Origin of the sequence: Mucilaginibacter flavidus, assembly GCF_024055575.1 — a bacterium.
GTDB classification, from domain to species: Bacteria; Bacteroidota; Bacteroidia; order Sphingobacteriales; family Sphingobacteriaceae; genus Mucilaginibacter; species Mucilaginibacter flavidus.
In genome coordinates this window covers 23,765-45,759 of record NZ_JAMXOE010000022.1, presented here as the reverse complement: position 1 = coordinate 45,759, position 21,995 = coordinate 23,765, and the positions used below count along the sequence as shown (strand labels likewise).

Annotated in this window: 18 protein-coding genes; 11 read left to right on the top strand and 7 right to left on the bottom strand. The window is 43.1% G+C overall.

The window, feature by feature from the left end:
* Positions 1 to 3 precede the first annotated feature (3 nt).
* The 3 genes from NAF19_RS24085 to NAF19_RS24075 all read right to left on the bottom strand — a co-directional run bounded on the left by NAF19_RS24085 (position 4) and on the right by NAF19_RS24075 (position 2,720).
* Complete coding sequence (locus tag NAF19_RS24085; RefSeq protein ID WP_252792910.1) at positions 4 to 759, bottom strand: ROK family protein; 756 nt, start codon at positions 757 to 759, stop codon at positions 4 to 6.
* Positions 760 to 1,002: 243 nt separating this feature from the next.
* Positions 1,003 to 2,091, bottom strand: a complete 1,089-nt coding sequence (locus NAF19_RS24080) for a glycosyltransferase family 2 protein (protein ID WP_252792909.1) — start codon at positions 2,089 to 2,091, stop codon at positions 1,003 to 1,005.
* Between the two features lie 2 nt (positions 2,092 to 2,093).
* Entirely contained in the window at positions 2,094 to 2,720 is a 627-nt protein-coding gene (locus NAF19_RS24075; protein ID WP_252792908.1) for a 1-acyl-sn-glycerol-3-phosphate acyltransferase, read from the bottom strand.
* A 277-nt stretch (positions 2,721 to 2,997) separates the two neighbouring features.
* Between NAF19_RS24075 and NAF19_RS24070 the strand changes: the two genes are divergently transcribed.
* Positions 2,998 to 3,918: a collagen-like triple helix repeat-containing protein gene (locus tag NAF19_RS24070; protein WP_252792907.1), complete on the top strand. Its 921-nt coding sequence runs from the start codon at positions 2,998 to 3,000 to the stop codon at positions 3,916 to 3,918.
* Between the two features lie 43 nt (positions 3,919 to 3,961).
* Here NAF19_RS24070 and NAF19_RS24065 read toward each other — a convergent pair whose 3' ends face one another.
* Entirely contained in the window at positions 3,962 to 5,140 is a 1,179-nt protein-coding gene (locus tag NAF19_RS24065; protein WP_370362914.1) for a 3-deoxy-D-manno-octulosonic acid transferase, read from the bottom strand.
* A gap of 472 nt (positions 5,141 to 5,612) precedes the next feature.
* Between NAF19_RS24065 and NAF19_RS24060 the strand changes: the two genes are divergently transcribed.
* The 5 genes from NAF19_RS24060 to NAF19_RS24040 all read left to right on the top strand — a co-directional run bounded on the left by NAF19_RS24060 (position 5,613) and on the right by NAF19_RS24040 (position 10,887).
* The gene (locus tag NAF19_RS24060; protein ID WP_252792905.1) at positions 5,613 to 6,929 is read left to right on the top strand and encodes a UDP-glucose dehydrogenase family protein; all 1,317 of its coding nucleotides are present in this window, start codon (positions 5,613 to 5,615) and stop codon (positions 6,927 to 6,929) included.
* Positions 6,926 to 7,912 carry a UDP-glucuronic acid decarboxylase family protein gene (locus tag NAF19_RS24055; protein WP_252792904.1) on the top strand — a complete coding sequence of 329 codons (987 nt, stop codon included), beginning with the start codon at positions 6,926 to 6,928 and terminating at the stop codon, positions 7,910 to 7,912. The genes NAF19_RS24060 and NAF19_RS24055 overlap by 4 nt, the downstream gene beginning before the upstream one ends.
* Complete coding sequence (gene galE, locus NAF19_RS24050; protein WP_252792903.1) at positions 7,912 to 8,934, top strand: UDP-glucose 4-epimerase GalE; 1,023 nt, start codon at positions 7,912 to 7,914, stop codon at positions 8,932 to 8,934. Before NAF19_RS24055 ends, galE begins: the two co-directional genes overlap by 1 nt.
* Before the next feature lie 156 nt (positions 8,935 to 9,090).
* Positions 9,091 to 10,143 (top strand): dTDP-glucose 4,6-dehydratase, encoded by a 1,053-nt coding sequence (gene rfbB, locus NAF19_RS24045; RefSeq protein WP_252792902.1) that lies wholly within the window; start codon positions 9,091 to 9,093, stop codon positions 10,141 to 10,143.
* Between the two features lie 3 nt (positions 10,144 to 10,146).
* Positions 10,147 to 10,887, top strand: a complete 741-nt coding sequence (locus NAF19_RS24040) for a tyrosine-protein phosphatase (protein ID WP_252792901.1) — start codon at positions 10,147 to 10,149, stop codon at positions 10,885 to 10,887.
* A gap of 138 nt (positions 10,888 to 11,025) precedes the next feature.
* Here NAF19_RS24040 and NAF19_RS24035 read toward each other — a convergent pair whose 3' ends face one another.
* From NAF19_RS24035 to NAF19_RS24025, 3 genes are all read right to left on the bottom strand, one after another.
* Positions 11,026 to 12,267 carry an ABC transporter permease gene (locus NAF19_RS24035; protein WP_252792900.1) on the bottom strand — a complete coding sequence of 414 codons (1,242 nt, stop codon included), beginning with the start codon at positions 12,265 to 12,267 and terminating at the stop codon, positions 11,026 to 11,028.
* A gap of 219 nt (positions 12,268 to 12,486) precedes the next feature.
* Positions 12,487 to 12,861 (bottom strand): hypothetical protein, encoded by a 375-nt coding sequence (locus NAF19_RS24030; RefSeq protein WP_252792899.1) that lies wholly within the window; start codon positions 12,859 to 12,861, stop codon positions 12,487 to 12,489.
* Positions 12,862 to 13,732: 871 nt separating this feature from the next.
* Positions 13,733 to 14,401: a hypothetical protein gene (locus NAF19_RS24025; protein ID WP_252792898.1), complete on the bottom strand. Its 669-nt coding sequence runs from the start codon at positions 14,399 to 14,401 to the stop codon at positions 13,733 to 13,735.
* Between the two features lie 1,205 nt (positions 14,402 to 15,606).
* On the opposite strand from NAF19_RS24025, the gene NAF19_RS24020 reads away from it, so the two are divergent.
* The 5 genes from NAF19_RS24020 (at position 15,607) to NAF19_RS24000 (ending at position 21,941) form a co-directional block, all read left to right on the top strand.
* Positions 15,607 to 16,332 carry a tetratricopeptide repeat protein gene (locus NAF19_RS24020; RefSeq protein ID WP_252792897.1) on the top strand — a complete coding sequence of 242 codons (726 nt, stop codon included), beginning with the start codon at positions 15,607 to 15,609 and terminating at the stop codon, positions 16,330 to 16,332.
* 906 nt (positions 16,333 to 17,238) lie between these two features.
* Positions 17,239 to 18,387, top strand: coding sequence for a DNA polymerase III subunit (locus NAF19_RS24015; protein ID WP_252792896.1), 1,149 nt, complete (start codon positions 17,239 to 17,241; stop codon positions 18,385 to 18,387).
* Between the two features lie 2 nt (positions 18,388 to 18,389).
* The gene (locus tag NAF19_RS24010; RefSeq protein ID WP_252792895.1) at positions 18,390 to 19,820 is read left to right on the top strand and encodes a PSP1 domain-containing protein; all 1,431 of its coding nucleotides are present in this window, start codon (positions 18,390 to 18,392) and stop codon (positions 19,818 to 19,820) included.
* The gene (locus NAF19_RS24005; protein ID WP_252792894.1) at positions 19,817 to 20,308 is read left to right on the top strand and encodes a gliding motility lipoprotein GldH; all 492 of its coding nucleotides are present in this window, start codon (positions 19,817 to 19,819) and stop codon (positions 20,306 to 20,308) included. The genes NAF19_RS24010 and NAF19_RS24005 overlap by 4 nt, the downstream gene beginning before the upstream one ends.
* Positions 20,309 to 20,555: 247 nt before the next feature.
* On the top strand, positions 20,556 to 21,941 hold the full coding sequence (locus NAF19_RS24000) for a DNA recombination protein RmuC (RefSeq protein ID WP_252792893.1): 1,386 nt from the start codon (positions 20,556 to 20,558) through the stop codon (positions 21,939 to 21,941).
* Positions 21,942 to 21,995 lie beyond the last annotated feature (54 nt).

Genomic DNA, 21,995 nt, shown 5'->3' with positions numbered 1-21,995 from the left:
ATTTTATTTTTTTTTGATTTTAACCGGTTCAATTGTTTCAGGGGCGTCGTCGTTAGTCCACAACCTGGCGCCGCCTTTAATCCCGTCGGCGTTAGAGACCACTTTCATGTTATCATCCAGCTTAAAGGTAAGTATGTCTGAATTTCCGCCGCCGATGTAAAGGAAATCGTAGTTGAAAACTGTTTTCAGTGTATCAAAAACCTTCTGCATACGCTTATTCCATTTTTTATCGCCTTCTTTTTCGCGTGCAATATCACCGATGTATTTATCGTACGATTTTGATTTGCCAACCGGCTGGTGTGAAAACTCAAGGTGCGGCAGTAAATTGCCGTTAAGCAACAATGCTGTGCCGAAACCTGTGCCGAGTGTAATAACCAACTCGAGGCCTTTGCCACTTACCACGCCCAGGCCCTGCATATCCGCATCATTAACAACCCGCGCTTCGTGGCCAAGTTCCTTTTTCAGCGTTGCCGCCAAATCAAAGTCTTTCCAAAGTTCGTTGCTGAGGTTTGGAGCAGTTTTAATAACCCCATCGCGTACATAACCAGGAAAACCAACCGAGATCCTGTTAAATTCAGGAAAATCCTTCACCAGGGCTTTAATGGCGTTTATCACATTTTCGGGGCTTGCAGGCACGGGTGTCGGTATTTTTTCGTACTTTTTTTGCAATTCGCCTTGTGCGTTAAGGATGGTTCCTTTAATATGCGAGCCTCCAATATCAATGGAGAGTACTTTCAATTGCTGAGGGGTTGATTTCATTAAATTGGTTGGCGGTAACGTATGTTTAATTGAATACAGATTTTTGCGCTGTAAATATCAATATTTATATAATATAAATCACGAATAATAAGCACAAATATCGCTTTCAAAGTTAACAACAGCAGCCTTAAGCCATTGTTTTCTTTATGTCATGCTTTGAGTTTTTTACAATTGTGTTATATTGAGTGTTTTTAACACTTTAAAATCGCTTTCTTAAATCATGGGATGGTATTTAACGCGGCACTAAATTTTTCTCCCTTTCCATTCATTCGTCCTGGTCAGGTATTTTTGAATTGATAAAAAGGCAATAATGGCGAGGTTGACCATCTGAATGGGATGTAAAATAATATTGTACACCACATTTTGCCCCGATGCCAGCGAAATCATTATGCGTGGCAGGATAATAAGACCGGCCATAAAAAAGATAAGATTGAAATTGAGCGTCATTAACACAATCATGGGGCCGCCAATAATGGCCAGGATATAAATCAGCATGCCCAATATGCTATAGTTAAATGCTGCCAAAGCATTTTTACTGAACCCGTTTATGGCGTCGTTATAACTTTTATACATTCGGCAGTTTATCATGTTATTGGCCAGCAGTACTTCGCCGTTGCAGCCTGAAACCTTTACCAGTCGCATAATTTCCGCGTCTTCAACCACTTTATCCTTTGCCTGCTGGTGCCATTTGTTTTCGTGATATACCGGTGCATCAAAAAGCATAAACTGCCCGCAGGCTACAGCCGCCGAAGGCCACTTTGTTAATAAAACCAAACGCAGCGGCGACAAATTAAGCAGCAGGAAATTAAGCAGCGGCACCGTTGTCTTTTCGCCTGTTGTTTGCATATCCTGGTTGGGGAAAAGGCTTAACAAACCGAGCCTGCCTATATACATTCGGTGCACGGCGCTGTTGATAAGGTGGTTGTGCACAATAGTATCAGCGTCTAAAAACAAAAGGTATTTGCCACGCGCTTTTATTGCCAGCCGATGGCAGGCGTAATTTTTGCCTAACCAATCGCCGGGCAGTTCATCACCATTAATTACACTAAAATTCGGGTGAGCGGCGGCAAATTTGGCGCATATTTTATAAGTATTGTCGGTCGAATTATCGTCATAAACAATTACCTCGTAGTTTTCATAGTCCTGTTTTTGTATCGACTGCAGCAAAGCTAAAATGTTGCCGGCCTCGTTACGGGCGGGTATAAGTATCGATACCTTGTCGGTATAGTGCCTGCTTACGCGGGTAAGCTTAGGGTTCGAGATGAAATTAAAAAGCGTTACGCTAAAGCGCAGTATAATAAAAAACAGGGTGATGGATATTGCTATTAGCACTGTTATAAATCTATTTCGGTTTGCAGTTTTTTAGCGGCATTATAATGCTGCTGGTACGCCTCTTTTAATTCACCGATTTCCTTATCGGCAAAGCTTTCCTTTTCACTTTTTAAATATACGTTGATGCTTTGTTTCCTGTGTTTATAAAATTGTATAAATGTAGCCGAAAAAATTAACTGGTATTTACCCGCAGCTTGTTTAATTACACGCAACACCCCCTTTTCAAAACGCATATCGTCAACAAAGTTCGAAAAAAGCCTGCCCTGCGGAAACAGCAGTACGAGGTTCCCGGGCTCATCCAAAAGCTTTGCTGCATAATCCAGCGATTCAAGAATATCCCTGGAGTTTTTGTGAATAGAAAACGCGCCTCCGTATCGCAGGTAGCCGAGCTTATAGGCCGTGGCCTCGTTTACCATAACATGAAATTTCTTTTTAAAAAGCCGCTTGTTTACACAATGCATAATCAAACCATCCCAAAAACTGAAATGATTGGCCAAAACAAGCAACGACTTATTTTTATCAACCTCGATAGGGTTAAATAAAAGCTGTTGGAATTTAGTGCGCACCAAAAACTTTACATACCAGTCCATTAGCCGATAAATAATTTTATTGTTTTTAGGAGTCAACATTAGGTGCAAGTTAATATATCCCATTTAACCTGGCGGCCCCCAGCACGTAATTCCCACATAGGCATCGGCTTCAAATTAAGGAAAAACACCAAAAGACATGATAGTTGATGTGGTTATTACGCAGCGACTATGACGTATTTTAACACTGACAATCCGGTGATTACACGCTTGTGCCCAGTCTGCGCACCCACTTACTTTGCATTGCTATTTATTACTAAAATACAAATATCAAATAATGTTTAGCAATCAATTATCAACACACAAAATTCAATCTGTTATGAAAAATTTAAAAACCCCTTTATTTGTTTTAATGGCTGCGGCCATAATTTTTACTTCCTGCGGGAAAGATGGTGCAGTTGGCCCATCGGGCCCTTCAGGTTCTACAGGTGCAACCGGCCCAACCGGGGCAACCGGTGCCGATGGTACAAAAATATACTCAGGTGCAGCGGCTCCGGCAACTACTATTGGTGCTAACGGCGATTTTTACCTGAATACCGCTAACAGCGATTTTTATGGGCCCAAAAGCGCTGCCGGCTGGGGAACACCTACAAACCTAAAAGGCGCTACGGGAGCAGCCGGGCTTACCGGAGCAGCCGGGGCGGCGGGATCAAAAATTTACAGTGGCAGCGGCGCACCGGCAGCATCGGTGGGTATTAACGGTGATTATTATTTGGATGTTACCGGTTATTTATTTTACGGGCCCAAAGCAGGTGGAGCATGGTCGGCACCAATTAACCTAAAAGGCCCTAAAGGCGACCCGGGAACAGCCAACGTAATTTACTCCGATTGGTATACCCCGGCCACTTATACAAAAACAACAGTTTTTGGAACAATCAATTTTACAGCCGATATAGCGGCCTCAAAAATTACCCAGGCTATTTTAGACAAAGGCGCCGTATTTGTATATGGCAAATTAAATGGTTACAACCCGGTTATATGGCCGACTGATCAGGTTAGTCAACTACCTATTGCTATTAACTATATGAGCGGCGCCACCCCAAATCTTGATACATGGTCGGGCCTTTGTACAGTGGGCAATGTTAGGATAACACTAACCAGCAGTACCAACGCTTACGGCAGCATATCTAATGCACACCAGTTCAGGTATGTTATTGTTCCCGGTGGTGTACATACAATCGGCTCAATTGACCCCAAAAATTACAAACAGATGCAACAGTTACTCGGTATAAAAGATTAACCTGCATTTGCCTGTTATAAAAATGATAGTAAACACCGGCAGCTCAGGCTTCCGGTGTTTCTTTTTCTATGAGGTTTATAATAATAGCTGTTGCGCCGGTGTGTGCCTCCACGTAAGCCTTTGCTTTTTCGCCCACAACTTTATATGCATCATTTTTAATCAGACCGTCAGTAACAGATTTCAACTCTGCCTCGTTAGCAATGCTAAAACCGGCCTGTAGCTCAATTAAATCTCTTGCTTCTTTAAACTTCGAATAATTGGGGCCGAAAATTACCGGTAAACCGAACGCGGCAGCCTCCAATGTGTTATGTATGCCGGCGCCAAAGCCTCCGCCGATATAAGCAATATCGCCATATTGATAAAGCGACGACAACATACCGATGTTGTCAATAATCAGAAATTGGTGATCAGAGATTAGAGATTCGGCCGAAGAAAGTTGTGAATACTTTGCAAAATTGTCTTTTGGCAAAATATCGGTAAGCCTTTTTATTTTTTCTTCGCTTATTTCGTGCGGGGCGATGACGAATTTCCAATCAGGATATTGCGTTACCAGGGCGGCAATCAATAGCTCATCCTGTGGCCACGTACTGCCTGCTATAAACGTCTTCCGGCCATTTTTAAAATCGCTAATAAAAGCAATTTCCTTAGGCTGTTGTGCATTGGCCCATACCCTGTCAAACCGGGTATCGCCGCTTATTGTAGCGTTCGTTATCCCTAATTGCTGCAACAATGCTTTTGATTTTTCATCCTGCACAAAAAAATGGCTCACAAAGCCTAGCATTTCCCGGTGCAGGCTGCCATACCATTTAAAAAACACCTGCCCCGGCCTGAAAATACCTGAAATGATGTACAGCGGAATATTGCGCCTGTGCGTTTCATTAAAAAAATGATACCAGTACTCGTACTTTGTAAAAACAGCCATTTTGGGTTGCAGTTCATCAATAAAATGAATGGCATTTTCCTTCGTATCCAGCGGTAAATAATAAACAGCGTCAGCCAGCGGCGTATTTTTGCGAATTTCGTATCCCGAGGGTGAAAAAAAGGTGATGACTAGTTTACTTTCGGGATTATTTAATTTTAATTGCTCCAAAACAGGCCGGCCCTGTTCAAATTCGCCCAGCGACGCAAAATGAAACCAAATACATCCATTTAAACCTATAAATGACTGGTTTTTCCGCCCTTCAATCCAAAGTTTTGCTTTAGAATTGAAAAAAGAAGCCAAATAAACCCCCAAGAAATAAAATCTAACCCCGATATTATATATTAAATGCATTACATTGTGTTATTTTTTGCAATATTTGTATCCAACCGATAAAAAAAATGCGATATTTATTTTATTATTAGGATTTTTTTGCTTTTAATTGCTTTAAGAAAGGCAAACCTTTGTTCAAGTTCGTCAAATGAAGCAAAATGAAACAAAATTCACCCACTTAAACGTATAAACAGCCGACTGTTGCCCATTAATCCGAACTTTTTCTTTAGGGCTGAAAAATGAAGCTAAATAAACTGCCAGGAAATATAATTGAACCCCGACATTATATATTAAAAGCATTTTATAGTATGAATTAGTAACTTCGCGGGGATAAATGTAATCACAAAAAAATAACAAATCTATGAAACCATCGGGAGCAAGCCATAAAAAACAAACAACTGCTCACGTTAGCTTCATAGCCACTTAAAAACACATAATATCTATGAAAATTGCTGTTATAGGAACAGGCTATGTAGGCTTGGTAACCGGAACTTGTTTAGCCGAAACCGGTAATGAGGTTGTATGCGTTGATATTGTTGAAGAAAAAGTAAACAAGATGCGCGCCGGCGAAATGCCGATTTACGAACCCGGGCTCGACCAGTTGTTCCACCGCAACATTAAACAGGAACGATTGACATTTACAACTAATCTTGCTGAGGCAATAGCACCGGCAAAAGTCATTTTTTTAGCATTGCCAACTCCTCCGGGCGCTGATGGCTCAGCCGATCTGAGCTATGTGCTTGGCGCGGCGAAAGATATTGCCAAGCTGATTACCGAATATAAGGTTATAGTTACCAAATCAACGGTGCCGGTTGGTACGGCTGATAAGGTTACGGCTGTTTTAAAGGCCAATACCAACGTACCGTTTGCAGTGGTTTCAAACCCCGAATTTTTACGCGAGGGGGTTGCCGTTGAAGACTTTATGAAACCCGATCGTGTAGTTATAGGTACCATGGACGAAAAGGCCCGCCAGATAATGGGCGATCTATATGCACCTTATGTACGCCAGGGTAACCCGATATTGTATATGGATGAGCGTTCGTCGGAATTGACGAAATATGCGGCCAACTCATTCCTGGCAACAAAAATTACATTTATGAACGAAATTGCCAATATGTGCGAGCTTGTTGGTGCGGATGTGGACATGGTGCGTAAGGGCGTTGGGGCCGATGCGCGCATTGGCAAGCGTTTCCTGTTTCCCGGCGTTGGTTACGGCGGCAGTTGTTTCCCTAAGGATGTGCAGGCGCTGGCAAAAGCGGCCGAAGAAAATAGTTATGAGTTTAAAATATTAAACTCGGTAATGGAAGTTAATGAAACCCAGAAAAAACGACTGGTTGTAAAACTGCGCGAGTATTATGGTAAAGACGGACTAAAAGGCAAAACCTTTGCACTTTGGGGCCTGGCATTTAAGCCCGAAACCGATGATATACGCGAAGCCCCCGCTTTATATATAATTGAAGACTTGCTGGCCGCCGGCGCAAAAGTTGTTGCTTACGACCCTGAAGGTATGCCAAACGTTAAAAAGTTGCTTGGCGATAAGATTAGTTATGCCCGCGACAGGTATACCGCCCTTGACGATGCTGATGCATTGTTGATTGTAACCGAATGGCCAGTTTTTAGAACGCCTGATTTTGATTTTATGAAGGAAAAGTTAAAGGCTCCTGTTATATTTGACGGGCGTAACCTTTACGACCTTGACCGGATGAACGATTGTGGTTTTTATTACAGTAGCATAGGGCGTAAAACAATTGGCAAATGACAGAACGTAAAAGAATACTGATAACCGGCGCAGCCGGTTTTCTGGGCTCGCACCTTTGCGACAGGTTTATTGCCGAAGGATACCATGTTATTGGAATGGATAACCTGATAACCGGTGATTTACGCAACATCGAACATTTATTTAAGCTGGAAAATTTCGAGTTTTATAACCACGATGTTTCGAAGTTTGTATACGTGCCCGGCGATTTGCACTATATATTGCACTTCGCATCGCCTGCCAGCCCTATCGATTATTTAAAAATACCTATCCAAACCTTAAAAGTAGGTTCGCTGGGTACGCACAACCTGTTAGGTTTGGCTCGTTCAAAAAAAGCGCGCATGCTGATAGCCTCAACATCCGAAGTTTATGGTGATCCGAGTGTAAACCCGCAACCCGAAGAATATTGGGGTAACGTTAATCCCGTTGGCCCCCGCGGCGTTTATGACGAAGCCAAGCGCTTCCAGGAGGCGATCACCATGGCTTATCATACTTTTCATGGTCTGGAAACCCGCATTGTCAGGATATTTAACACTTATGGCCCGCGCATGCGGCTTAATGACGGACGTGTACTACCTGCCTTTATTGGCCAGGCTTTGCGCGGCGAATCGTTAACTATGTTTGGCGACGGGTCGCAAACGCGCTCGTTTTGTTATGTTGATGATTTGGTTGAGGGCATTTACCGGTTATTATTCAGCGATTATGCCCAGCCGATGAATATTGGCAACCCTGATGAAATAACCATTCGCGAATTTGGTGAAGAAATAATAAAGCTAACCGGCACCGACCAGCAATTGATAAGCTTACCTTTGCCGACTGACGACCCTAAACAACGCAGACCTGATATTACCAAGGCACGCAGTATTTTACGGTGGGGGCCGAAGGTATCGCGCAGCGAGGGTTTGAAAATCACCTACGAATATTTTAAATCGTTGCCCGAAAAAGAAATACAGCACAAAGATTTCACCTATTATAACAAAAGTTAATGTCTAAAATATTAGTAACAGGCGGGTTAGGCTACATTGGGTCACACACGGTAGTTGAATTGGTTGAGGCGGGCTACGAGCCGGTAATAATTGATGACCTTTCGAATTCGAACATAAAAATACTTGACCAGTTAAGTAAAATTATAGGGTTTAAGCCCATTTTTTACCAGTTTGACCTCTGCGACGAACAAAAATTAAATGACTTTATAGCCGCTGAGCCTGATATTGATGGCCTTATACACTTTGCCGCGTTTAAAGCTGTTGGCGAATCAGTACACAACCCGTTAAAATACTACCGCACTAACATTTATTCGCTGGTAAATTTGCTGCGCGCGTATAGCGCAAACCCGGTGAAATTTGTGTTTTCATCAAGCTGTACCGTTTATGGCCAGCCGGATATATTACCCGTAACAGAGGACGCTCCGGTTAAGCCGGCACAATCGCCTTATGGGAATACCAAGCAAATAGCCGAAGAAATTTTAAAAGATGCAGTAACTGCAGGTAATGCCGATAAGGTGATTGCGTTAAGATATTTTAATCCGGTAGGCGCTCACGAAACTGCATTGATTGGCGAATTGCCAAACGGCGTACCGCAAAATCTGGTGCCCTTTATTACACAAACGGCCATTGGCAAACGCGAAAAAATAACCGTTTTCGGTAACGACTACAACACTAAAGACGGCAGCTGCGTGCGCGATTACATACATGTGGTTGACCTTGCTAAAGCACATGTTGCCGCTTTAAAATTAATGGCGCACAACGATTTTAAAGGTTACGACGTATTTAACATAGGAACCGGGAACGGAAATACAGTGTTGGAAATAATTGCGGCATTTGAAAACACCACCGGTGTGAAATTAAATTACGAAATTGGCCCCCGCCGCGAAGGTGACGTGGAGAAGGTTTGGGGCGATGTAACCAAATCAACAACTATTTTAAATTGGACAGCAAAACTGGGCATTGATACTATGATGGCATCGGCCTGGGAATGGGAAAAATACATATCACAAAACCCCTCTTAGTGTGATAATATGTATGTTCCTTTAATTTGGCTTAACAGCCGAAACAAAAATTGATTTGATAATTGTGAAGATAATCAGTCTCATAAAACGAGGTGATTGGTGTGTTTTGATGCTTGATGAACACTTACAATAACAAACAACAAAAGCAATATTTTGATGAAAAAGATAATTATTACCGGTGGTGCAGGTTTTATAGGGTCGCACGTTGTGCGGCGTTTCGTAAAAACCTACCCAGATTGCAAGATAATAAACCTTGATAAATTAACGTATGCCGGAAATTTGGCCAACCTGCGCGATATTGAGGATGAGCCGAATTATAAATTTATAAAAGGCGATATAGTTGATGTTGATTTTATTCAAAAGCTCTTTGTTGATGAACAACCGGATGCTGTAATACATTTAGCTGCCGAATCGCACGTAGACCGATCGATAACCAACCCGCTTGATTTTGTGATGACCAACGTGGTGGGTACCGTAAACCTGCTAAACGCTGCCCGCCTTACCTGGAAAGGGCGTTATGATGAAACCAGGTTTTACCACGTATCTACAGATGAAGTATACGGCACGCTTGGCGATACAGGAATGTTTACCGAAGAAACCGGCTACGACCCGCACTCACCATACTCGGCATCAAAAGCCGGGTCCGACCATTTTGTACGTGCATATTTCGATACCTATGGCCTTAATACGGTAATCTCAAATTGCTCAAACAACTACGGGTCATTTCATTTTCCTGAAAAACTGATTCCGCTGGCAATTAATAATATAAAACAAATGAAGCCTGTGCCCGTTTATGGCAAGGGCGAAAACATACGCGACTGGCTGTGGGTTGAAGACCATGCACGGGCCATTGACGTAATATTCCATAAAGCAAAGGCTGGATCTACCTACAATATTGGTGGACATAACGAATGGAAAAACATCGACCTCATAAAGCTTTTGTGCAAGGTGCTTGATTCTAAACTGAACAGACCCGCAGGCCAATCAGAAAGCCTGATAACTTTTGTTACCGACCGCGCTGGACACGATTTGCGGTATGCTATTGATGCATCAAAGCTCAAAAATGATTTGGGCTGGGTACCGTCAATTACTTTTGAAGAGGGGCTGGAAAAAACCGTTGACTGGTACCTTGCTAACGAGCAATGGCTTAACGATGTTACTTCGGGCCATTACCAGCAATACTACTTAGAGCAATATAACGATCGCTAAAAAATGTTTGGGTTATTTAAAAAGAAAGAAGCAAAAAGAGAAATCACCTTCGACTACAGCACGTTGATGGTTGATATGCACTCGCATATTTTGCCGGGAATTGATGACGGAGCACAAACCCCACAGGAATCGATCTTCCTTATTAAACAAATGATGGACGTGGGCATAAGAAAGTTTATTGCTACCCCTCATATAATGGTTGATTATTACCGTAATACAGCCGAAACAATAAACGCAGCCCTTGATGTTCTTAAAGCTGAGTTGAAAAAGGAAAATATTGATGTGGAAGTACAGGCAGCAGCCGAGCATTATTTTGATGAAACTTTCGAAGCCCGGGTTGACGAAAATAAATTGATGATAATGGGGGATAATTATGTGCTTTTTGAGTTTTCGTTTGTCAACCAACCCCCTAATACAATTCCCGTAATCAGTAAGCTGCGCAATGCGGGGTATAAGCCTATACTGGCGCATCCTGAGCGTTACCCCTATATGGATATCGATCAGCTCCGGGTGTTACATGAATGGGGGGTTGACTTCCAGTTGAATACAATATCGCTAACGGGGTACTACGGCGCAGGCGCACGAAAAATTGCTGAAGAGATGATAGACAATCAGTTGATAGATTTTATCTCGAGCGATATGCACCACCCGCGGCACGCCGAAGCATTTAAAAATGCGCTAAAAACCACCTACCTGGAGAAGTTACTTTTTGATTATCCGTTAAAGAATACATTGTTGAAATAATTTCGGAATTCGGATGTTCGATTTCGGATTTAGAGAGTTTTCAACAAAATTGCCATTATAGCTTCTTGTGAAGATTCCGCAATCGGCATTCCGACTTCCGAATTAAAAATTCCGAAATCGAACATCCGAAATCCGACATCATTCGTATCTCAACGCCTCAACAGGATCTAATTTCGACGCTTTTTTGGCGGGATAGAAGCCTGAAATAAGCCCGATGGCCGTACATAGGGCAATGGCGCCAAACAGCCATTTCCACGGCGCTACAAACGAGCCGCTAATGCTAACGGCGATGAGGTTACCTACAGCCATTCCTAAAATAATCCCCAACACGCCGCCAATAAGGCATATTACAATGGCTTCAATTAAAAATTGCTTGCGTATAATAGCAGGTGTTGCACCTAATGATTTGCGCAGGCCTATCTCGCGGGTACGTTCAGTTACCGATACGAGCATGATGTTCATCAAACCTATGGCCGCGCCAATAAGTGTTATAATGCCTATCGCTGCCCCTCCCATGGTCATATAGGCCATCTGGCCGGATAGCTCCTGCTGTATAGAGTCGCTACGCTCAATTTCGAAATTAGGCTCATCGGCTACGTGCAAGCCCCTAACGTTCCTAAAAAGGGATGTGGCTTCGCCTATGCTGGCGTTGAGCGCACCCGGGTTGGCCACTTTTATGGTAATACTAAATGCGGAGTGCGATGAGTCTTTAAGCTGGTTTGCCTTAGTTATTGGTATCACGCAAAACTTGTCGCCCCCAAAACCGGCACTGGATCCTTTCGATGCGAACACACCAACAACCCTATATTCGTTATTGCCCACGTATACCAGCTTGTTTACCGGATCTTCGTTTTTAAACAGCTTTTTCTTTATCTCGTTACCAATCATTACAACGTTGGTGCCATGCTCCATCTCTGCTGCCGAAAAATTGCGACCGAATGCCAGTTTTTGTCCGCTGGTAACTAAATAATTTTCGTTGGAGCCGCTTACCGATATATTGGGGTTGGTTTTTTGATTGCCATACTTGGCTATAGCGGTACCAGAAAGTTGCAGGTTGATGGCAATAACCGATGGCAACGTAAATGTTTTTTTAAACCGCTCGGCCTGCTCATAACGAATGGAAGGATAAACCTTACGATGGCCGCCGTTGCCGAAATTTAAACCTCGTCCGCGGGTTTGTATGGTAAATGAATTGGCGCCGAGGCCTGCAAATGCATCATTGGTAAATTGTTTAACGCCCTCAATGGCCGTTAAAATACCCACCAGCGCCATAATGCCTATAGCAATAATTAAAGCCGTAAGCGACGTACGCAGCCTGTTGCCCGCTATGGACTGCAGAGCAATGGAGATATTTTCGCGGTAACTGGTTTTAACGGCCATATTATAAAATAACAAAAAACTTAATGATAAGACTGTACTACCCGCTGGTTTGTTACAGCGCATTGGCTATTAAATATTTACGCCTAACACTATGAAACACTTTGCTACTAGCTTAAATGGCGCAGTTCAAATCTTTTTATTATCCGCCGGGCTTATTAATAGCAAAGGCTTCCGAATCACTTTGGAAGCCTTTGTTTATAGTGAGTTTTTTAGTTTTTATTAAATGCCGCGGAATACAGTCTGCGCAATCCTGCCAAAAACCGGTATCGGTTTTTCTTTGCCACTGCTGGCTCCGGTTAACCCTACTATCCAAAGCAGAACAAAAACCACATTTGTAAAAACAACCAGGTTGTTGAATGAAAGCGTGTGGTTTAGCAAACCGGCCTTATCTAAAATGGTTAGCAATCCGAAACGGATAGCCACATAAGAGATATATAAAAACAAGGTTTGCCTTAAGTGGAAACTGCTATAACTGGTTTTTTCAATCTGATGATAGCCAAAATAAGATACAGACCATCCTAAAACAAAGAAATAACTACATAATCCTGCTGTCTTCCCGTCATCCTGTACTCCGAAAATGTTGTGAAACTTCATTTAATTTTTCCTAATTAATGTTAATTTAATCTGTTAATAATGAGTCCGTTTGCTTAATATAACATTGCGTTTGTCACATTTAACGGGCTTTTATACGAAAAAAAGGAGGTCTTTGTTGTAGTTTTTTGTGCTTTTATTGTATTTCAACAACTTATAACGCGGCAGTAGGGATTGTTCCCTTTTTGTTGTGATTTGCGTTTATTTCGCCGATAGGCGAACAATATGCTAAAATCATCCCAAGAAACGCCGAGGCGCCGTATTTTTTATGCTGGAATTTGTGGTGCCCCTCGTTCCGTTTTTCTGCGGAACAGGTGGAACACCATGGAACATGCAAATTATCAATCGCTTGAATTTATATCAGAATTAGCCGCATTGATTATCAGCCAATTAAGCAATTTTCGGGGAATTTGTTCCACGCTTTTAACAGGCTTATAGTGGATGCAGGCCGTTTAAAGGAAATTCCTGCCGGCTGGTTACGCGCTGGCAAAGCGCTCCATTTTTGCACACGGAACACCCGGAACGCTGTGAAATACACTGATTATAAACCTATTAAATTTGTTGTAAGTGTAAGTAGGTGATGATAATCTGCTGACAAATACATCAACCCAAAACACGATGGCGAAACTTATAAAATATATTCCCTCCGGATTGTGGAATTTTTAATTGCGGCTCATGTTTTAAAACTACAAGTTTTGTATTATAAAAACAGCCCGCTTTGTTTGTAAAGCGGGCTATTTGAATGTTGTTAAGAACGCGGGCTACCTAAAACGCAGGACACTAGTACCCCACCTCTTTGGGCGTTGGCAGCATTCTCGCGCCCGAATGAGTACACTACCCAACGCTATTTCCAGGTCTCGATACTTACGCCTGATTAAGGGTATTTCTCCACAATACTATAACGTCCGTTTTTTTCTATTATTAAATAGAGATCGATTCCGATATCGGTCGAAGGTATTCCAATTGAACAAATCAATACAATATGCGTTTTATCTTTATTTCCCCGGGAAAGGTATGGCATTGACATACTTCCATATTTTTTTATATGGCCTCCAAACTTATCCTTAAAGAACGGGCTGAAACTGTTTGCTTGAAATTGTTTTTTCAGAACAGTGTCTCCATTATGTATCAAGAGTATATGCGAGGCAAACGGATGAGTGACAAAATTTTTTGTGCCTTTCTCGTCATCATTATATGGTACTAAGATATTAATTTCTTTCAGACAGTAATATTTTAAATGAAATGATAGGGTATCTTCTTTATCGATAATTGTTGAATCAATCATTTTAATATCGCCATACGTTCCTGATAATCGTTTCCTTTCCTCATCCGGTGTTGGGGTATCATTTTCATTATTTGAACTATCGTTTACGGAGGTGTCAGGAATAGGTATTTTACTTCCAGAATCGGGAATTTTAAAGTTATTTAAACGTGCATTAGTTAGTGAAGTATCGGAAGATTTTCTCAGCGAATTACCAGTGCAACCAATAGTTCCAATTACCAGTAACGCTATAAATATTCTAAACATTTTATATATGTCCATTTGTAATAAATTTTTAATCCTGTTTAAAGATCATTGCCGTGTATTGCCATATATTCATTAAACCCAGCCCATTTATCCTTAATCCATTGCCATACCCCCTCCGCTCCCGCAAGCGTTTTCATTTCTCCGCTGCCGCCCCGATTTATCGGGGTGCCCCGCTGACACGTAACAAAGCGACAACTATCGCTTGAACTCAATTACCGGAATTATTCTCGCTGCCAGGTTTCCGGAACAGGCCGAACAAAATTTTTATTGATAAACCAGAGATTGCTAATACGATAAATAGCGGGATAACAATAGCATAATCCCCGATCTTTACTTGCAATATTTCGTAAAAGAAATATATAAAAGAGAGCAATATAAAAGAAATAAGCAAGATTAACACATTTCTTAGGGCGGGTCTTTCTTTACACTGAAATATTATTAATAATGTACCTGTCAATGAATAAAGCCCGATCAAAATTAAATACAGTACGTTCTCCGCATCCTTTAAACTAATAGAATGTCCGGACGCCCCGAATAATATTATCAGAAAGAAGGCAAATAAGTACAAAAGTGCACTGAGTATATAAATGGTCTTTTTCATCCGCTATTGTTTTTTTCGTTTAAGAATGTAGTCGTGATACTCCGCTCCCGCAAGCGTTTTTCCTTTCTCGCCGCCGCCCCGATTTATTGGGGTAGCCCGGTGACAGGTAATAAAGCGATCGGTAGCCAGCAAGCTAATCAGCAATACGTTAAAATTACAAATTACGCATCATAAAAATAGCCAGCTTTGTTTGTATGGAGGGCTATTGGAATATTGTTAAGAACGCGGGCTACCTTAAGGGGGCCACGAAGTACGCCACCTCTAAACGCCTTTGCGCTGCATACTCGCGCCTGAATGGTCATGGTGTAAGGTATAAAAATAGCAAAATCAGTTGGCGGGTCAAAGCGACATCCTTCAATCCCTTAATCCTAAAAATCATAGTTCAGACAATTGCGTTAGGGATTGCAGCGGATACCGGCCCGTGGCTAAGGCCTGTGCAGTATAAGCGGAAAGCCCGGCCGCAGGCAACGCCCTGTTAATCTATTTTTCATTTTAAATCACACTTTCACATTCTGAAGGGTAAATTGCAGGAGAGTTAGTATCTCAATTGCACAAAATGCAGCATTATCAAGTGCTTTTCTTTATATTGTACCATCAATTTCTCGCTCATTTATAGTTAATGAAACTTGTTATCACCGCAGCCGCTGTTTTATCGTCATATTTTTACAATATTCAACAAGGTGGGTATGCGGAGGCACTCCAGCTTAATAAAGACAAACAATTTCTTAAATCGGCAGATGTTTGCACTAACAACCTACGAAAACTTGCAGCGCATGATACATTGGTTGGTAAATTTTTAGAATTGAGGGGTGAGGACTATATTGCTTTAAATGAATTCGATACAGCAGCCAAAGACTTTAAAGAACTGATCATATTAAAGCCTAAGAATATGGAATGTTATCTCAACTTAAGCTATTGTTACGGCCAGAGCGGAGATTATGAAAATTGCATCAACATCTTAAAAAAAGCCTTGCTGGTAGACGGCAAAGACATTTATATATACAACAATTTATCGTACTACTCCGCACAGCAAAACAAATATACCGATGCTATAAGCTTCGCCAATGAGGGACTAAAATATGTTAAGGATCAATCATGGAGGGGGGCGCTGCTCAATAACCGAGGCTACGGATATATCGGCTTAAAACAATATGATAAAGCATTAAATGATATTAATGAATCGATTAAACTTAACGACGATAATCCTTTTGCTTATTGCTACCGGGCAATGGCTAATATTGGCCTAAAAAAAATGGCAACGGTTTGCGGTGACTTAAATAAGGCGAAAAATCTTGGAGGAGTTGCTTTAACAGCAGATTTAATCAAAGAGTATTGCAAAAATTAGAGCCCCTAATTCCCCTCTTGCGCAAGAATGCAGCGCCGGCCGCAGAGGTCGGGTACTCGTGACATGATGACCACGTGGTTTACATTACCTAAGGCTAAATTAAAAGAACGTCTATCAAGCCGGCCATTCCGCAATAATTCTGGCGCCGCTTGTGGCCCGCTGACAGCTAATAAAGCGACAGGTTGCCAGCACGCTAATCAATGACCCTCGGTATCAATATACCCAAGAAGACGCGCTGATTGGCTAGTCCACCGTCGATAATTTTCGTTTTTTTACGAATTGTATAATCATTGAGATGCATATTATTAAAATGACAGATGCGCTCATAAACATACCGTAGTAAGGGATAGCTTTTCCACGAAGACCTATTACTAATGTTTGTGCAAAACCAGTACATAAATCTAAAATTGCGCTCGAGTAATTTTTAGTTCTTATTGAAATTAACAACAAAACAAAATGACATACGCCAACTGAGAAAGCAACGAAAAAAAATCTGGCTCCATCAGGTAAGTATTGATTCCCTAATAAATCCAGGTATTCACAATAATACTTAAGACCTGTGAGAACTGCTAAAACAAGTATAATAATGCAATTGATTTTTTTCCAATTGTTCATTTTTTGATAATTTTATTAAGGGGATTGTTCCCGCTCCCTCAAGCGTTTTCCTTTTTCGCTGACAGGTAACAAAGCGACAAGTATCCGACTAACCAATCAACAATAACTTAAAAGTACAAATTTCCATCACTAACCACCTGCTTCAACGGGCAAAACGTAGCCGTTTCCCTGTTTATTTAACATTAAGTGCTACATCAGTTATCCTCATTTTCACCCATCCGCTCATCTGCCCACTGTAAAAATCTCGCGTCTCATATCTCACATCTCATATCTATTCCCTAATTTGCACCGATGCAGTTTAAGCAAATAGTTGGTCAGGATGCTATAAAGCAGCGCCTGGTTACTTCGGTTAAGGAGAACCGGGTAAGCCATGCGCAGTTGTTTTTGGGGCCGGGCGGGAGCGGGAGTTTGCCGCTGGCAGTGGCGTATGCGCAATATTTATCGTGCGAGGCTAAGCTGGCCAACGATTCGTGCGGGGAGTGCTCGTCGTGCCGAAAGTACCAGAAGCTGATGCACCCCGATCTGCATTTTTCGTACCCTTTCTTTGCCAAACATAAGGAAGATACGGCCATTACCTTCATTGAGCAATGGCGCGATGCGTTTTTGGCCAACCCGTATTTAAGCCTCGACGCCTGGCGCGGCTATCTCGACGCCGAGAATAAGCAGGCAAACATCAATATTGCCGAGTGCCACCAGATCATTAAAAAACTCAGCTTTAAGCCATTTGAATCGCCCTATAAAATTTTGATTTTATGGCTGCCTGAATACCTTGATAAATCGGGCAATGCGCTGTTGAAGATCATTGAAGAACCGCAGCCCAATACGCTTTTTATACTGGTGGCCCAAAACCAGGACCAGATTTTAAATACCATTTTAAGTCGTACACAGCTGATAAAAATTCCACCATTGGAATTTGAAGATATAAAAAACCACCTGATTACGCACCACAACCAAACGGTGGACGCCGCTACCGAAATTGCCTACCTGGCCGAGGGCAGCCTTACCGAGGCATTGAACATGCTGCAGTACGACAACAAGGGCTACCACGAACAGTTTGTGCAATGGCTTCGCTTGTGTTTTGGCAATAAAGGACTCGACGTAATGAGCTTTGTTGACGGTGCGGCCAAGATGGGCCGCGAAAACCAGAAGAACTTTTTACGCTACGGCATAAACTTTTTGCGCGAGTGTTGTTTATTACTTTCAGGAGCGGGCAGCCTGGTGCATTTGCCCGCGCATGAGCTGGAAACGGCACAAAAAATGGCCAATGTGATGATTGTTGAAGAGGCAGAGGCCATAGTGGCCGAGCTTGAAAAGGCGCATTATCATGTTGAACGAAATGGTAACCCTAAAATTTTATTTTTAGATGTATCTTTACAGATTATAAAAATACTTAGCTTTAAAATTATCCGCCAGGGGCGGTCTCAATATATGCCGAATTAATTATGGGATGTGGAAGTTGTTCAACGGGGGGCGGATGTTCGCCTGCCGGCTGCAAAAGTAACGGCTCGTGCCTTACTAACGGTTGCAGTAAATTAGATGTTTACGATTGGCTGAGCCACATGGACATGCCGACAAATTATAAGCCTTTTGGCATCGTTGAAGTAAAATTTAAGGGGTCGAGGAAGGAGTTTTATCATAACCCGGACAATATTTACCTGGAGGCCGGTGAACTGGTTGTTGTTGAAGCTGCTACCGGCGGCTACGATGTGGGCCATGTATCTATAACCGGCGAACTGGTGCGCATGCAGATGGTAAAGCGCCGTGTTAGGGAAGATGACGTTGCCAAAAAAATATACCGCAAAGCCACCGTTGCCGATGTGGACAAGTGGAAGGCTGCCAAAGATTTGGAGTGGGAAACCATGCACAAATCGCGCACATTAGCGCTTCAACTCAACCTGAGCATGAAGCTGAGCGATGTGGATTACCAGGGCGATAAAACCAAAGCTACCTTTTACTATACTGCCGAGGGCCGCGTGGATTTCCGCGAGCTGATTAAAAAAATGGCGGAAACATTCCGTATCCGTATCGAGATGCGGCAGATCGGTATGCGCCAGGAGGCAAGCCGCCTGGGCGGGATTGGATCATGCGGGCGCGAGCTTTGCTGTTCTACCTGGTTGACTGATTTTAAAACGGTATCAACGTCTGCAGCACGCTATCAAAACCTTTCGTTAAATACGCTGAAACTGGCCGGCCAATGCGGCAAGCTAAAGTGCTGCTTAAATTACGAGCTGGATACTTATATGGATGCGCTTAAGCACATCCCCGATAATGTAAACGTGCTGAAAACCGAGCGCGGCGATGCCCGTTTGCAAAAAACGGATATATTTAAAAAGCTGATGTGGTTTAGCTATCCAAGGGAAGAATCGTGGATACCGCTGCCGATTAGCCGTGTTAAGGAAATACAGCAAATGAACCGCGATGGCGTTATCCCGCCTGATTTGGGTGTGGTTGTTGAAGTAGAATCCGCACCGGTTAAAGTGCTTGATTACGAAAACGTGGTTGGCCAGGATAGCCTTACCCGCCTCGACGAGCGCCGCAACCAAAACAAGAAGAAAAGCAAAAACCGCAACCGGGGCGATCGTCCCGGCGGGCAGCAGGGTGAACGTGGCGGGACTCCACGCCCGGAAGCCGGCGCAAACCCTAACCAGGGGCCGCGTCCGCAACAGCCACCGCGTCCGCAGCAACAGCCAAGGCCACCGCGCCCCGAAGGTGCAGCCCGGCCGGAAGGACCACGAACAGAGGGCGGAAGGCCTGAAGGTGGCGGCAACCCGAACCGCAACAGGAAAAACAGGCCAAACAGGAATAATCAAAACCGCAGCGGCGGACCAAACGGAAACCGCGAGGGCGGAAATCAGCCAGGTACTACGGAATGAAAAAACGGTTAATCTTATGTTTTTTAACGCTGTCGGCAAGCCTGCTGCTGTTTAGCGGCTGCACCGACAGCAATACCATCATCGACCAAAACGCGGAAATAACCGGGCATAACTGGACCTATCTAAACCGTTTTAGATTCACCTTTAAAATTGATGACGAGAACGCAACCTACAACCTGTACGTAAACCTGCGCGTAACCGGCGACTATAAATATTCTAATCTCTTCGTACTGGTGTCGCAAACGGGCCCCGGCATAAAGGACGCCGTTAAGCGCTACGAGATGAAACTGGCCAATAAAGACGGCGAGTGGCTGGGCAAAGGCTCGGGGAATTTGTACAGCTACCAGGAGCCGTTTTTAGTGAACCATAAATTTGCAGCCAAAGGCACATATACTTTCACCATTGAACAGAACATGCGCGATAACCCATTAAGGGAAGTTAGCGATGTTGGGCTGAGGGTGGAGAAGGCAGGCCCCCCGGTCCCCTAAAGGGCCGTTTGACTAATACGTTTTGTACTTGTCACCATTGAATGACTGGTGTTGGCTGTTCTTACTCCGCGCGTCATTGCGAGGAACGAAGCAATCTCTGCACTTGCAAATCAATGGAACAATAGCTTTAGGGTGACCTATCAGCCGCATTTCGGTCGCCGCAATCATTAAGGTTCGTTATCGTCCTGCGTAAAGATTGCTTCGTTCCTCGCAATGACGCGGGGGAATATCTAATATTCTTACAAAAATGGAATTATACATTTTAATCGCCTCGATTATCATCCTTTTAATCGCTATTATTTTATTTTTAAAGAAGAGCGGCAACGGCTTATCATCAGATGATATGATGTTATTGCAAAATGAGAATCAATCGCTTAAAATTGAACTTGCAACATCCCGCCAATATGCCGCCGGGTTAATCGCCGAAAAAGAGAGCATTACAAACCTGTTAAAAGAAGAAAAGGGCCGCTTGCTGGACGAGTTGGTTTATGAGCGGTCGCAATTGGCGGCGGCCAATCAGTCGCTCGAAAGTGCCCGGGCATATTATAAATCGCAACAGGAAAAAATACAGGAGCAAAAAATTGAGGTCGACCAGATACGGAAGGATTTCCAGTTGGAGTTTCAGAACATCGCCAATAAACTGCTCGATGAAAAATCGCAGAAGTTTATTGAGACCAACCGCAGCAATTTGGATGTGTTGCTAAATCCGCTTAAAGAAAACATTAAGGCTTTTGAAGATAAGGTAGAGAAGGTTTACAATATGGAAGCCGCCGAGCGCAACACGCTGAAGGGTGTTATTACCCAGTTGATGGATTTAAATAAGCTCATCAGCAACGAGGCGCAAAACCTTACCAAAGCACTAAAAGGCGATAACAAAAAACAAGGCAACTGGGGCGAGGTGATCCTTGAAAAAGTGCTGGAACGGTCGGGCCTGGTGAAGGGCCAGGAATACCGCCTGCAAGCCAGCATCACCACAACAGACGGCACCCGCCTGCAGCCCGACGCGATTATTGATTTGCCCGATGATAAACATTTGGTGATTGATTCCAAGGTATCGTTAATTGCTTATGAACGGTTGGTAAATTGCGAGACTGAGGAGGAACGCAAGCTGTTTTCAAAAGCGCATGTAGAGTCTATTCGCGGTCATGTGAGTAATTTGTCGTCCAAAAACTATCATGATCTATACCAGATAAACTCGCCTGATTTTGTACTGCTTTTTGTGCCGATAGAATCGTCGTTTAGTTTTGCGGTACAATTGGATGCCGAATTGTTTAGCGATGCCTGGGATAAACGGGTGGTTATTGTTAGTCCGTCTACATTGCTGGCTACATTGCGCACCATCGCCAGCATCTGGAAACAGGAGCGACAAAACCGAAACGTGCTGGAGATAGCCCGGCTGAGTGGTGCCATGTATGATAAATTTGTTGGCTTTGTTGGAGATATGGAAGGGATCGGCAAAAACATTAAGCTGAGCCAAAGTGCTTATGACAACGCACTTAACAAACTTAGCGAAGGTTCGGGCAATTTGATAAAAACCGCGGAGAAAATTAAAGGGCTGGGTGCCAAGGCAAATAAACAGATAGACCAGAAATATGTAGAGGCCGAAGCCCCCCAACCTCCGCCAGCTGGCTGAGGAGCAGAAGATTAGCATGTTCGCTTTTTTTAATTATTCACTGTAAGTAATTCG

Coding starts and splice junctions, on each gene's coding strand:
- NAF19_RS24085 (WP_252792910.1), bottom strand. CDS start 759: ATGAAATCAACCCCTCAGCAATTGAAAGTACTCTCCATTGATATTGGA.
- NAF19_RS24075 (WP_252792908.1), bottom strand. CDS start 2,720: ATGTTGACTCCTAAAAACAATAAAATTATTTATCGGCTAATGGACTGG.
- NAF19_RS24070 (WP_252792907.1), top strand. CDS start 2,998: ATGAAAAATTTAAAAACCCCTTTATTTGTTTTAATGGCTGCGGCCATA.
- NAF19_RS24060 (WP_252792905.1), top strand. CDS start 5,613: ATGAAAATTGCTGTTATAGGAACAGGCTATGTAGGCTTGGTAACCGGA.
- NAF19_RS24055 (WP_252792904.1), top strand. CDS start 6,926: ATGACAGAACGTAAAAGAATACTGATAACCGGCGCAGCCGGTTTTCTG.
- galE (WP_252792903.1), top strand. CDS start 7,912: ATGTCTAAAATATTAGTAACAGGCGGGTTAGGCTACATTGGGTCACAC.
- rfbB (WP_252792902.1), top strand. CDS start 9,091: ATGAAAAAGATAATTATTACCGGTGGTGCAGGTTTTATAGGGTCGCAC.
- NAF19_RS24040 (WP_252792901.1), top strand. CDS start 10,147: ATGTTTGGGTTATTTAAAAAGAAAGAAGCAAAAAGAGAAATCACCTTC.
- NAF19_RS24035 (WP_252792900.1), bottom strand. CDS start 12,267: ATGGCCGTTAAAACCAGTTACCGCGAAAATATCTCCATTGCTCTGCAG.
- NAF19_RS24030 (WP_252792899.1), bottom strand. CDS start 12,861: ATGAAGTTTCACAACATTTTCGGAGTACAGGATGACGGGAAGACAGCA.
- NAF19_RS24025 (WP_252792898.1), bottom strand. CDS start 14,401: ATGGACATATATAAAATGTTTAGAATATTTATAGCGTTACTGGTAATT.
- NAF19_RS24020 (WP_252792897.1), top strand. CDS start 15,607: ATGAAACTTGTTATCACCGCAGCCGCTGTTTTATCGTCATATTTTTAC.
- NAF19_RS24015 (WP_252792896.1), top strand. CDS start 17,239: ATGCAGTTTAAGCAAATAGTTGGTCAGGATGCTATAAAGCAGCGCCTG.
- NAF19_RS24010 (WP_252792895.1), top strand. CDS start 18,390: ATGGGATGTGGAAGTTGTTCAACGGGGGGCGGATGTTCGCCTGCCGGC.
- NAF19_RS24005 (WP_252792894.1), top strand. CDS start 19,817: ATGAAAAAACGGTTAATCTTATGTTTTTTAACGCTGTCGGCAAGCCTG.
- NAF19_RS24000 (WP_252792893.1), top strand. CDS start 20,556: ATGGAATTATACATTTTAATCGCCTCGATTATCATCCTTTTAATCGCT.